This is a genomic window from Liquorilactobacillus satsumensis (assembly GCF_964065465.1).
Classification (GTDB): domain Bacteria; phylum Bacillota; class Bacilli; order Lactobacillales; family Lactobacillaceae; genus Liquorilactobacillus; species Liquorilactobacillus satsumensis.
Window position 1 is genome coordinate 1,088,417 of the sequence record NZ_OZ061606.1, and the last position, 13,612, is coordinate 1,102,028.

Below are 13,612 nucleotides of genomic sequence, written 5' to 3' on the forward strand. Positions count from 1 at the left end.
TTTATGACAATTAAAGAACTTAAAATTCCACTAAATAATAATACTGTGGCAACTGTGACCGCTTATTTGCGCCCGCAGCTTTACGCGGGACAGACTTTTCCTGGATTAATTATTTGTGCAGGTGGGAGTTTCACACAGCTCTCTGAACGTGAAACAGTCGCAGGCGCACTGGCATACTATGCGCGCGGTTTCAATGTTTTCGCGCTCCACTATTCATTACTCGCAGACTATACCCCGCTTTATCCGCAGCCGCTTTATGAACTCGCCGCCACAATCGCCTATTTACGCAAAAATGCTGCTAAATTCAAGCAGCAACCGCATGCAATTGCAATGCTGGGGCTGTCTGCCGGGGGCCATCTTGTTTCCGCACTTGCCGGAACCTGGGCAACTGTTAAACTTGCTGAAGAAACACAACTAGACAACGAAGCAATTCGACCCAATGCACAGTTGCTCGCTTATCCTGTCACTGACCTTACGAGTGGCTGGCCAAAAGATTTTGCAGAAGTTAAAAAAATCACTCAAACTCCTGAACTAATTAACACCCAAAAATTAGTCAATCAAGCCACCCCGCCAACCTTCATCTGGAATTCACAAACTGATGCAGCCGTAGCACCTTCTAATACGCTTAACTATGTTGCAGCACTTGCCAAAAATAAAATTTCTTTTGAAGCGCATACCTTCTCATCCGGTCTTCATGGAACAGTCTTAGCAAATGAATTGACTGCCAGACCGCAAAAAGGCGCTGCTGATATTGATCCGCATGTTGCCACTTGGTTCGAATTATCACTCCAATGGCTTGCCCAAGTACTCCCAGCCGCAAAAGAACAAGACTAAAGCGCAACTGTCTCACCAGTTGCCAGCAGATAAAGATAACGTTTAGTAACCTTTTGACCCAAGATGCTTTCAAGCGCAAGGGCATAGAGATTGAGCTGGCCGCGATAGCGTTTCACAAGGGCTGCTTTTTTGGTTTCATCACCTGCTTGCAAAAAGTCAGTCTTATAGTCAAAAACCACAATTTCCGTGGGTGTACGCGCATAGCCATCAATAATCCCATGCAGTAAAATAGCATCTTTGGTAGCCGTTACTGGAAATAATTGTTCTGCTGAAATTAAGGCTGCAAACGGGACTTCTCGCTTTACTACCGTCTGCGGTTGCAAAAGCAGTTGCCCTAATGTTGTAGTAAAGAAATGCTGGACATTTTGCAAATTTACTTTCTGTGCAACGCTTTTGGTAATATTTCCTTGCGTGACCAGTTGTCTAAGTAGCTTTTTCAGCTCTGCTGCAGTCGGAGCATGTTCAAGCGCGACCCGGCGCAAGAGTTCATGGGTCGCTGTCCCTACCTGGGCACTCGTTACAGTCTCTTTTTGCTCCATGAATTCAGGAAGTGCAAACTCACGTTGGACAATTCTGTGACCACGTGTAGGTGTCTGCAACGCCCCAAAATCGTCCAAGTGCTGCAACTGGTCTTCATCTGGATCACCAAACAGCTGTTTAATATCAGAAACAGATTGGTAGGCGGTTGTTCTGGTCAATTCGAGCTGGGGATAATTATACTCTAACAGCTGCTTAGCCTTTTCAAAGGTCGCATTTGCTTGTGCAGAAAGGACTGGTTCCTGTTTTTGGGCTAATTTTTTAAACCAATCATGGTCAGCTGCTTGACTAGTCGATTGCAGCTCATCTGCCGCAACAAAGCTAATTTTAAAGCGGGCTGCATTCTTTTCTAAAGCCGGGACTGCTTTTTGGGTAAGACTAAACTGCTCCAGGCTCTGCTGGCGGCGAATCAAACACATCCCAATCCAATCCATAAAACTCTTTGCACCTTGACGTAAACTGCTATTCAAAGTCACAGTACTACTCTGAAAAGCTTTTTGCCACTTTGAAAGTGCTTCATCCCGGCTTTGATATGCTCCCACAAGGTAAAGCTGCTGTTCAGCGCGCGTCAAAGCCACATATAGCAACCGCATCTGTTCAGCTGCATTCTTTCTTTGCTGTCGTTCGTTGATTACCAGTTTGGGCAAAGTTTCCACCTTAACGCGTTCTGTGGGAGAAAGCCACGTAATGCCAATCCCCTCAGTATCATCAAGCAGGTAATCTTCACGCAAAGCCCGTTCGTTGAATTGGTGCGTTGTATCAAGTAAAAAAACAACTGGGAATTCAAGCCCCTTACTGCCATGAATTGTCATCACTTGCACCGCATTTTGTGTAACTTTCGAATTTGCTGCTGCAAGGTCCTTTTCTCTTTTTTGCAGTTTATCAATAAAGCGAATAAATTGAAAAAGTCCCCTAAAACTCATCTTTTCATATGCACTCGCCCGTTCATAAAGTGCATGCAAATTTGCCTGTCGTTGCGCGCCCCCAGGCATACCGCCTACATAATCCAAAAATCCTGTGTCATCGTAGATTTTCCAAATCAAATCAGCCAGTTGATTCTGGTGTGCAAGCTTTCTTAACTCTGTCAACATCTCCAAAAAACGGCTAATTTTTTCATAAACTGCATGCCCAAAGGGACCTTCTTTTTGCGGATCAAAATTAAGCCAAAAATGTTTTACTGCCTGATAATAATCACCGGTTTTTTCGTTAATTCGCAGGTAGGCTAACGCATTTTCTTTCAAACCAACAATTGGCGAGCGTAAAACACTTACTAATGGGATATCTTGATATGGATTATCAATGATCTTTAAGAAGGAAAGCATGATTTGAATTTCAGTTGTTTGAAAATAATTTTGTGCATCCTTAACATCAATCGGAATTCCAGCCTGCTGAAATTCACTCATAATTAATAAGTTATTATTACGCGTTGGTACTAGGAGCACAATATCGCTATATTGCATCAACCGTTCCTGACCCTGTTGCCGATCATAGATTGTTCTTTTTTGTGCTAACAGCTGTTTAATCTGCTGTGCTGTCAGCCTTATTTGCCCAGCCGCGGCACTCTCGGCCACAAAATGCTCGTCAAACGGCTCTAGCTCGTGGGTCGTCGTCTTCTCCTGAGTTCCTGATTCGTACAGTAAGATCTGCGTGGTCGTATTGAGTTCAGGGTAATAGGTTGCCCCATAGCGTAATTGTGCATTCTGATCGTAATCCAACCCACCGACCTGTTTGTCCATCAACTGCATAAAAATCAGGTTAGTAAATGCTGTTACATCTTTGACTGAACGGAAATTTTCTGCCAGCACAATTCGTTTTCCCTGACTATCATCATGAGCATACGCATGATATTTTTGCAAAAAGAGCGCTGGATCTGCCAACCGGAAGCCATAAATTGACTGTTTAACATCGCCCACCATGAACAGATTTCCCTTATCCGGCTTAGTTAACAACTGCAGCAAGGTTTCTTGCAGCTGATTAGTATCTTGGTATTCATCAACTAGGATTTCTGAGAATTTTTGCTGTAAATCTGCACGTACTTGGCGTGCTTCTTGTGTATTAGTCTGTAAAATCTTTAGTGCCAGATGCTCAAGATCATTGAAATCCAACAAATGTCGCTGCTTCTTTTCAGCTGCAAAGGCGCGCGCAAATGTGTGCACTACCTGACCTAGTTTAGCAATCAATTTTTTAGAATCGAGCAAGATTGCCTTAAGCTGTTCTTCTTCTAATAAAAAGTAACGCTCGCTAAGTTCACTAACGATATTTTTAGCATGTTGACGCTGCGCCAACACTTCATCTTTAGCGGCTTTTTGAACTGGCTCTAGCTTTCTTAGAACGGGTGCCCGCTTAAAAGTAAACCCTTGGAAAGCAGCGCGTAATGTATTCCACGAACTCGTTGTTAATTGAGACTGTAACTGTCCCAGCTGTTTTTGATCTGCTTCTAAAATTTCCGTAAATTTTGGCAAAGCCGCTTGTGTGACAATTTCCTGAGCGGTTTGCAGCTCTGCTACGGCCTGTTCCAATTGTTCTTTGAACACCGGCAGCAGCTTTTTTTGATACAGCTCTCCAGTTGTTAGTGCTCCTTCAGTCTGATAATCAACCGCTAATTGTTTCAGCCATTTAGACGGAGCCGCTTTGGCATTGGAAAAATCAAAGGTGCGAAAAACCAATGCAGTCAGCCCTTCATCACTACGGTCATTGGAAAAGTTCTGCGTTAGCTGTTCGAAGACAGGATCATTTTGGCTATAGAATTCCTCACGAACTGTGCCCCAAACATCCTCACGCAATAACTCACGTTCTGTTTCATCACTTAGCAAACGAAAAACAGGATCAAGCCCAATTAGATAATAGTAACGTTGAATCAAGTGCAGACAAAAAGCATGCAACGTACTAATATTAGCTGTGTTCAGTTTTGTCAGTTGTGTGACAAACCACTGTTTCTTTGCACTTGAAGCAGTCGCAATCTCCTTTTGAAGTGCTCCTTGAATGCGCTCACGCATTTCATCCGCTGCAGCATCCGTAAACGTTACAATCAGCATCCGATCAATCTCAATTCCGGTTTGAAGATGATGCAAGACCCGCTCCACCAGCACCCGGGTTTTACCTGAACCCGCCGAAGCTGAGACAAGAATGTTCGCACCCTTTTCCTGAATAGCGCTTTTTTGTGCAGGAGTAAAATTAATCTTTGCCATTTGTTCGTCCCTCTCTTTCTGCCTTCAATGCCCTTAGAATTTCCTGAGGTGTTGCTGTTGGGAGCAGCCGATAATTATTTTCCGGTAACATTGCATCGAATTGAAAAATTGATTTAAAAGGCGAATATTGCAGTGCTGTCCGTTTGTCAGGCCACTGAACAGGATTGAGTGCATTTTCTCCGGCAAAAATCCGTGCAGCTGCATGCTGAATCAAGGTTTCATTATGCTGCAACAAAAGCAGCAGCTCATCCATTGTTACCAACTGATGTCGCTGGCTGCTACTGGAGTTAAAGGCCCCCTGCTTGTTTTTCTTGAATGGATATATTTTAGAATGACCGCTGTTATCCCCATCCAAGTCTTGGTCTAATTGCTCCAAAAGTTCCGGCTGTGCTACAAGTAACCCATCATACTTATTCGCTTTTAGCCAAGCATCTGCTTGCGATTGTTTAAGCAACTGCTTCATTTGCAATTTAGGATTATACAGATGCATATAAAGTGCACCTGCGGGTTTAACATTCTGATCAGCTGCAATTAAATCAAGATTTTTCAATAAAGCATCGAGGTAGGTCAACATCTGCAGCGAAACCCCATAGAACGCATCCCGAAAATCAAATTTATGTGTACTCGACTTGTAATCAACGATTCCCAAATATAAGCCGTCTTTTGTCTTGATTTGATCAATTCGGTCTATCTTCCCACGCACGTTGACTTTCCGTGCATGCGGTAAGTCAAATTGCAACGCCCTTAAACCCTCTTCAGAACCCACGTGTCCAAATAAAACTTCAGTTTGCTGTGGTCTCATTTGACTACGCGTACTTTGTTGGCGCAGCGCCCAACTGATCTGACGCACTGTCTTTTCTAATTGGCGGCTTAAATACTGCATACGCTTTGAACTATTAAGAATCTGAAATTGCGGCAACTTTAACATCTGTTCTACAATTCCTTTAAGCTGTGTGTTCAATTCTGTTGCCGAAAGTTCTGCTAGATCAAGCTTCTTTTGATTTACTGCTTTAACTAGCGAATCGAGTGCTAAGTGAAAAAATTCGCCTGTATTGGCCGGTGACAACTCAAAAACATCACGTTCTTGCAGCTTTAATCCATACTTTAAGAAATATGCATACTCATTGGCATAAAATTCTTCCAACTTCGAAATTGAGGTGTTAATCGTCTTTCCATATAACAATTCAACCGTCTCTGGCCGCAATTTTTCGGGAACATTGCGATAATCCAAGCTGGCAAACAATTTTTTGGTCAACAGTGCACTCTGTGTGTCTGTACTTAAAAATTGATATAATTTCTGCCAAAAAGCCGGAAGAAGCTGCTGCTCTTCTTTGGCTTGGCGGCTAATATCCAATAGATAAGAGAGCGTTGTCCGTTTAGTTCCAACGTATTGCTTTAAGATTGCACTGTCTTGTTCGCTGAGCTGCGGCGGTGCTCCTAAGTGTTCATAGGATAATGCAAAATACTGCCGCAATCTTTCAAGATAGGGTGATGGTTTTAATGCACCACTACCATCGCTACTAAGCGGATAAGAAATAAAAAGCACATCGGAACTGCTCATAAACGCCAGATATGCCAAAAAAGGTTCGGCTGCTAATTGCTGTTCAGATTCCTCATTTAAAAATTGGTCTGCTGCAAGTACCGGTGCTAGAAAAAGCCGTTCATCATCAGATAGAACTGTAGTTGCACTAACTCGGTCCGGCATAACCGTATCGGTCGCTCCAATCAGAAAGGTCACCTTCCGATCATTCATTTGAACCATTCCTGTTTCAGAAACAATTACCTGATCCAAGGTCGAAGGAACTTGCCGATACTCAGCACCTTCAAAACCGCTTTGAAGCAACTCACTGAAACGTTCAATCTCAAATTTGCGGTCTCCCAAAGTCACTACATACTCATCCAAAAGCTGGCAAAAAGTATTCCAGGTCTCTTCTGGACGGGCTGCTTCTGTCAGATTACCGGCTGCCAGTTCCTGGTCACGCCACTCATAAAGCCGCTTCACTATCCCGTTTTCCACTAGGAAATTGCACAAAATAGCAGCTCCTTGGCGTCCTGTTTCAGCTGCTGCCATTTTTTTAAAAAACGGCGGTAAAATTTTCTTAATAAAATGGCGAATGCAATTTACTTTTTTAGTCTGTTCTTCTTCAAATTCTGTCCGAATTCCAGTATCAGCGGTAGAGAACCGATAGTACTCCCAATCATCTGCTTGCAACCAGCGTTTGCCTTCATAACCAAATTTTAAAATCAAATTCTCAGTTACATCAAGATAATCACGAAAACTGTTGATTGAAAGTTCCTTACCGTCTTCTTGCGGCAATAATAATTCAGTTTTTAACAACCGCATCATATCATCATAGCGATAATAACGCCGTTGTACCGCAAATAAGGCACTAATAAATTCTACCAGCGGATGATCGCGCATCTGTTTTTGAAGATCAATAAAAAATGGGATCTCAAACTGTTTGAAAACTGGACCAATTACATCCTGATACAAATCTAAATGGCGCGTTATCACTACAAAATCGTGATAGTGATACCCCTTAAAGGCAACCATTTGGCGCAAACGTGTGGCAACTGCAGCAACCTCATGATAGCGATCAGTAGCCGCACAAAAATGCAGACCAGTTGTGACAGCTTCTTTCTTCTCTTTTCTGGGAGTCATCCGGCTCGAATCAATCCAGTAGTCTTCCAGTTCACGCAGGGTAGCATTCTCAATTCTCCTTGTGCCCGCAAACTTATCCGTTAACAACGGAATCTTTTCCTTGTGAGCAAACTGTACTAATTTAAAATACAGTAACCCAGAGCGCCGAAATAACTCATAGGGCGCAGGGGGTTGTTCTACATAGGGACGATCGAGTACAAGTGAAACCAAAACCGCTCCTGCTTTTTTGGTCAAAGTCGTTACCAACCGCAACTCGCTCGCAGTAAATTGCGTAAAGCCATAAATAAAGAAGTAACTGTGCTGCAAGTCCATCTCACCCAAGGTCCGCGCTAGTTCTTCCAAGATAGCTGCATTATCTAAGTATTTTCCCATAGTTTGTTGTGTATAGTCTGCATATATTAAAGCAAGGTCGTGGAGCTTGGCTTGCAGTTCTGCTTTAGTTTGCGACTCAAACGCAAATTGGGCAACATCTTCTCCGGTGATACACCCTCTTTGGAACTCTTCTAGTTGTGTTCTTAATTGGCTTACAAAGCCTAGCTGAGCCTGTTCGCTTTTAAAGATGGTCAATTCATGCTGGTGGCGTTGGAGAATATCTTGAATAATCATATTCAAGCCAGCTTCCGAAATCCGCGGAGTTTGATAAAAAGGAGTCTCTTTAAGAAAGTACCAAGCCAAACGTGAAAACGAGAAAACTTGGACAGCATTTTCAGCAAACAATGTTGTTTGCTCTTTTTGCAAAGCCTGAAGTTGTCGCAACACCTTGACCTCGGAAGCAAATTTGATATGATTAGGCACCAAAAAGTAGAATTTTCCTTGTGGATCCTTTTTTCTTAAAGCAACTAACTGTGTGAACAACTCTTTTTGATGATCGAGCGATGCTTTCCCTAAAATAAAACCTAAACTCATCTACCAAAGCCCCCCGTTTCATTTAAACTTTGGCTTAGAACATGGCTATTTTTTAAAAACCAGCTTTAAGCCAACGAATCCCATGGTGCAAGCTCAATTTTCTTTTGTTGCAGTAACCGGCGCTGTGCGTCTTTGAGGTATTTTTGATTAACAATGACTTCATAGACATAATCGTCAAACCACTGAGCACTCATTACAAAATATCCCTGATCACCAATTTTTTCACCCCAGCTATTTTCAACCTTCCATTTAGTTGGGTGCCCCGCGATAACATCAACTCCGACAAGTGTCATTGCATGTGAAACGTGCGCTTCACCGGTCTGCAAACGCTGCGCTTTGGTCAGTTGAAGTCCAACATCAAACAAGGCTGAACGTTCATGGAAAGCAGGTGCCAGAATTCCTTGAGTCCGTTCAAGATCCTTGGTCACATCATTTCCAAACCAGACAGACTGTCCAGCTTTAAGCTGAGCGATCGCAGCTTCTTTCAACACTGCGAGTTCAGTATTAACAAACGCGATCTTTTGTCCGTTAAAAATGTAATCTTGACTTGGCAAACTGTAAACCTGCCCCAATTCATGATCTGGAGCATTTGTTAAACAAACATAATCATTGAAGTCCCATGCAACGTATTTTGCAAAAAAGCGCTGTGGAGTTAAAGCTTGATCAAGGTGATACTTATGCTCATCGTCGCGATATTCAAAATCAAAAACAGTGGGCGGTTCACCGAAGGCATAGACCAACATCCGGTAAACCTCTTCCAAAAATTGTTCTTTTGCAGCCACAATTTCCTGCTGCGCAGCTTGCGCATTAACCAACTCTCGTAGTTTCAACCCATCTTTACGTAACTTGAGGCTCAGGACGTCACTGATTTCAGCTGTTTTTTCGCTATTATACGTTTCAGGCATCACGTCTTGAGGAACCACACCATACTTCTCAATTAAAGCCGCCGCATTTGCCCACTGTCCGCCATCATCATCAGGTCCGGCAAATAAATGTTGCACAATCCGCGAAGCTAGCGGTTGGGTCGCAGTTGCCAGCACCTCTTCATAAAAATGATTAGCTTTTTCTAACCGATCGTAGAAGGAATTATAATTTTGTGAAAATTGGAAATCCTTAATCTGATATTGCTCAGCAAATTGATGCCGCAATGTGTTTAAGGTTGAAAAAAGCCAGCAACGGCCGCTTTTCTTTTGATTAGTAACTTTACCAGTGGGTAGTTCAATTGAGAAAACACGCGTCAAATCCTGCTTAGCAGCAATATTTTCACTTGCAGCGTTCACCCCGTTTTGCTGAACTGCACGGGCTACCACTGCATTAACCTTGCGCCCCTTTAATGCTGTTCGAAACCTCTCTAAGTTGGCTTGCGTAATATCTTTTTTCATTTAAAAACCTCTTTCTTCTTTGAATTAATTAATGCAAAATATAATCTTAGCGCTCCGCAAAGACCGTTTCCTCATTTTCATTTAAAGTAAAATGCTGATAAAATGGGGCAAGCTGTTCATTAAAAGTTCCTGGCTCAACTAAAAAAGCCAAGACTGACAACTGGCCAATTGCGTTTTGTTGCACGAAATGCAACTCCATAGAAGCAGTCTTGCCGTTTACAAGGTGCTCAGCCGGGAAATGAAAATGGAGTTGCTGAAACTCAAATGTTCGACCCGCAATCATGGTTTGTCCCACTCCGTTATATTGCAAATTATTTCCCTTGCCAACCACCGTTTTAAATTTATAATCTGTGGAAAAATTGATGACCTGCGCTGTTTGTTGTCGTTTTGTTGCCTGCAGTGCAGATAATTCAAGTGGTGATTGCCACTGTGAAAGATGATCTGGCCAATTGTCTTGCTCTTTATAATCTAACATAAATTCTCTTTCCCTTCTGCTTAAAATATTCCTATTAACTTATTCGCACAGGACTGAGAAAAAAGTAAATTTTGCTCAGATCCTTCATTAAGAACTGCGGATAAACGTGTTCCATCAGCCAAAGCTTTTCGTCTAACTTAGCATTACTCAGCACAAAAGATCCCCGTTGAGTAATTTCACATTAGTACTCAAATTTGATCAGCGTATGTCACACTCTAAGCTCCAGTATAAGTTAATTGAAATACTTCAAGGTAGCAAAAAGGCCTAGCGTTAAAAAGGAAATAAGGCAGCAAGAATTAGAATCTTGTCAGCGTGCAAATTTTAAGCTTAATCAGAGTTTACCGCTCTCTAGCATAAACCATTTCGCAAGCCGGACATTACAAAAAATAGCGACTTTTCCCAGAAGGGAATACAGTCGCTGTCTTTGCTCGAACCATCGAAACTCTAAAGTTCCGAGTTCTGGTTTCTAAAATTAAAGTTTGTTTTTATTGAATAATGAGTCTACAGACTTGTTGTTGTAGATTAAACTGATCGCCTTGGCAAAAGTCCGTGAAACAGAAAGAACATGCAATTTTGCAAATTGTTTTTCCGCTGGAATTTCAATCGTATCAGTTACAACCACCTCTGTGTAAGCAGAATTTTGCAGTTCTGCGACCGCATCATTTGAGAAGATGGGGTGAGTAGCACATGCGTATACTTCCCGTGCTCCTGCAGCCTTTAATGCTGCGGCTGCATCCGCCATCTTGCCACCAGTATCAATCAAGTCATCAAAGACAATGCAGCGGCGATCAGCAACATCACCAATCACCGTCATCTTTTCGTTAGCTGCTGCACGCTTAGCATCGCGTTTATCAACGATTGCAATTGGAGCCTTCAGCAAGGTTGCTAAATTACGGGCTGCCTTAACCCCATTATGATCGGGGGCAACAATTACTACGTCATTAGTAATTCCCTTTTCAATAAAGTAACGTGCTTGCACAAAGATCGCCAGCAAATGGTCAACAGGAATATTGAAAAAGCCCTGAAGCTGTCCTGCATGCAGATCCATTGTAATAACTCGATCAGCACCTGCCAGCTGAATAAAATTAGCGATCAATTTAGCAGTAATTGGTTCACGGGCACGGGCTTTACGATCAGCACGTGCATAACCATAGTATGGCAACACTACATTAATAGTACCTGCACTTGAGCGCCGCAGGGCATCGATCATGATCATCAATTCCATAAAATTCTCATTCACCGGATCAGAAACTGATTGAATGATAAAAACATCCGCCCCGCGAACACTTTCATTAATACTAATCTGAATCTCACCATCACTGAAATGTTTGACTGACGCTGCACACAATTCAACATTTAATTCCCGTGCAATCTTGTCTGCTAATTTCCTATTTGAATTCAGCGCAAACAACTTCAGCCTGCCCTGCCCATTTTTTTCGCCCATGACTGCCTCCAATTATTGTCTTTTTAACCATTATAATAAAAAATAGCCGATAATTCTATCGTTTGGACGCTACAAAATGCAAAATCAGCTTATTTTCTAATCTGCCCATTTCCACGAATTGTATACTTCGTCGTAGTAAGTGCTTGCAGACCCATCGGACCACGTGCATGGAGTTTTTGCGTCGAAATTCCAATCTCGGCGCCGAAACCAAATTCAAAGCCATCTGTGAAACGAGTTGAAGCATTCACGTAAACTGCGGCCGCATCAACCTGTGCCAAAAACTGCTGGCTTCTTTCATAGTCATTTGTAATAATTGCTTCTGAATGTTTAGTGCCATATTTATTAATATGTGCAACGGCTTCGGCAAAAGAAGGCACTACTTTGATCCCCAGAATATAATCATTGTACTCCGTATACCAATCCTGTTCAGTTGCCCGTTTAACCTTTGCTCCCAGAATTGCTTGGACCTCTTTATCACCACGCAATTCAACGTGTTGTTCCCATAAAAGCTTGGCAATCTCTGGCAGATATGCGGCAGCAACATCTTGATGAATTAACAACTTCTCAGCGGCATTGCAAACCGAAGGACGTTGACATTTAGCGTTAATAATAATTTTTTCCGCCATTTCTAAATCAGCGGTCTTATCAACATAAAGGTGACAATTGCCTGCACCAGTTTCAATTACTGGAACCTTTGCATTTTTAACAACCGCCTGAATCAAGCGGGCGCTGCCACGTGGAATCAGTACATCCAAATATTCAGTAAGCTGCATTAATTGCTGCGCAACTTCATGCGATGTATCTTTAACTACCTGCACCGCCGCAACGTCAACCTGTGCTTGCTGCAAGACCGCCTGTAAGATTTCCACCAACTTAAGATTAGTGCGGAATGCTTCCTTGCCTCCGCGTAAAATAACTGCATTGCCAGACTTAAAACACAAAGCAGCCGCATCCACCGTGACGTTGGGACGTGCTTCATAAATAATTCCAATCACTCCCAGCGGAACACGCTGTTGTGCAATTTGTAACCCGGCAGCATTCACCCAACCACCAGCGAGATTGCCTAGCGGGTCTGGAAGCTGCGCAACTTTCTCCAACCCTTGTGCCATCTGTTCAATTCTCTCTTCTGTAAGCGTCAAGCGATCCACAAAGGCCTGTGCTAAACCAGCCGCTTGCTTTAAATCAACTTTATTTTCAGCAATAATTTCAGCAGCATGCTTGCGCAGACTTGCAGCCATTGCTACCAAAAGCGCATTTTTTTTCTTAGTCTCCAATTGCGCTAATTGAAATGCTGCTTGTTGCGCTTGCTTACCCAGCATTGTCAAATCATAGGTCATTTCTGTTGCCTCCTTGTCTGTTTATTCTGTGCCCTTAAATAAAGTTCCAAGAGCGGTTCCATCAAGCAATTTAAAAATAATTGATGGATTTTCACCATTCGCAAGTAACATTGCCTTTTTAGCCTTTAACATGATCTCGGCAGCTTTTAACTTGGTAATCATTCCGCCAGTCCCCAACTTTGTTCCGCGACCACCTGCCCGCTTGAAGGTTTCCTCGCTAATTTCCGTTACCCGCTCAATCAAGACCGCATCATCGCACTTACGCGGATTCTTATCATAAAAGCCATCAATATCTGAAAGCATAATCAGCAAATCAGCATCAATTGCACGCGCTACAATCGCAGACAACTGATCATTATCACCAAACCTTGTATGATGATCCAGTTCGTCAACTGCGACCGCATCGTTTTCATTAACAATCGGAATAATATTTAACCGCAACAGATTTTCAAAAGTATTCAGCACATTTTGCCGACTGATTGGATAATCAACTACATCATGCGTTAAAAGAATCTGTCCAATCTTTTGACCATAGACTGAAAAGCGCTGCTGATAAACCGTCATTAGCTGTGTCTGTCCCACCGAAGCAACTGCTTGTTGTTCTGGAATAGACGCAGGTCGTTCGTGCAAGCGTAACAGTCCTAATCCCACGCCAATTGCCCCTGACGAAACTAACACAATCTCCTTGCCTTCGTTCACGAGGCCGCTTAACGTGTAGCAAAGCTGATCAATTGCTTGTAAATTCAATTTTCCATTGTCATGTGTCAGGGTACTCGTGCCCACCTTAATGACAATTCGTTTTGCATCCATTTGCTGCATCTACCCAGTCACTTCTCCTTTAAAATAT

Annotated in this window: 8 protein-coding genes; 1 reads left to right on the forward strand and 7 read right to left on the reverse strand. The window is 42.7% G+C overall.

All coding sequences use genetic code 11. The features are described from left to right. Positions 1–3 precede the first annotated feature (3 nt). Positions 4–834: an alpha/beta hydrolase gene (locus tag AB3Y88_RS05195; RefSeq protein WP_056961049.1), complete on the forward strand. Its 831-nt coding sequence runs from the start codon at positions 4–6 to the stop codon at positions 832–834. On the opposite strand, the gene addA is transcribed toward AB3Y88_RS05195, so the two are convergent. From addA to proB, 7 genes are all read right to left on the reverse strand, one after another. After that, a complete protein-coding gene (addA, locus tag AB3Y88_RS05200) occupies positions 831–4,559 on the reverse strand; it encodes a helicase-exonuclease AddAB subunit AddA (protein ID WP_228887996.1) in 3,729 nt (1,242 codons plus the stop codon). The two genes, AB3Y88_RS05195 and addA, sit on opposite strands and share 4 nt — an antisense overlap. Continuing rightward, entirely contained in the window at positions 4,546–8,127 is a 3,582-nt protein-coding gene (locus AB3Y88_RS05205; RefSeq protein ID WP_228887995.1) for a PD-(D/E)XK nuclease family protein, read from the reverse strand. The genes addA and AB3Y88_RS05205 overlap by 14 nt, the downstream gene beginning before the upstream one ends. A 65-nt stretch (positions 8,128–8,192) precedes the next feature. Beyond that, on the reverse strand, positions 8,193–9,509 hold the full coding sequence (locus AB3Y88_RS05210; RefSeq protein ID WP_228887994.1) for a C1 family peptidase: 1,317 nt from the start codon (positions 9,507–9,509) through the stop codon (positions 8,193–8,195). A 46-nt stretch (positions 9,510–9,555) separates the two neighbouring features. Continuing rightward, a complete protein-coding gene (locus tag AB3Y88_RS05215) occupies positions 9,556–9,984 on the reverse strand; it encodes a carbonic anhydrase family protein (protein WP_367293405.1) in 429 nt (142 codons plus the stop codon). Between the two features lie 472 nt (positions 9,985–10,456). Then, positions 10,457–11,428: a ribose-phosphate pyrophosphokinase gene (locus AB3Y88_RS05220; protein ID WP_056961054.1), complete on the reverse strand. Its 972-nt coding sequence runs from the start codon at positions 11,426–11,428 to the stop codon at positions 10,457–10,459. 89 nt (positions 11,429–11,517) lie between these two features. Beyond that, positions 11,518–12,765: a glutamate-5-semialdehyde dehydrogenase gene (locus AB3Y88_RS05225; RefSeq protein ID WP_228887992.1), complete on the reverse strand. Its 1,248-nt coding sequence runs from the start codon at positions 12,763–12,765 to the stop codon at positions 11,518–11,520. A 21-nt stretch (positions 12,766–12,786) separates the two neighbouring features. Further along, positions 12,787–13,584, reverse strand: coding sequence for a glutamate 5-kinase (gene proB / locus AB3Y88_RS05230; RefSeq protein ID WP_056961056.1), 798 nt, complete (start codon positions 13,582–13,584; stop codon positions 12,787–12,789). Between the last annotated feature and the right edge of the window lie 28 nt (positions 13,585–13,612).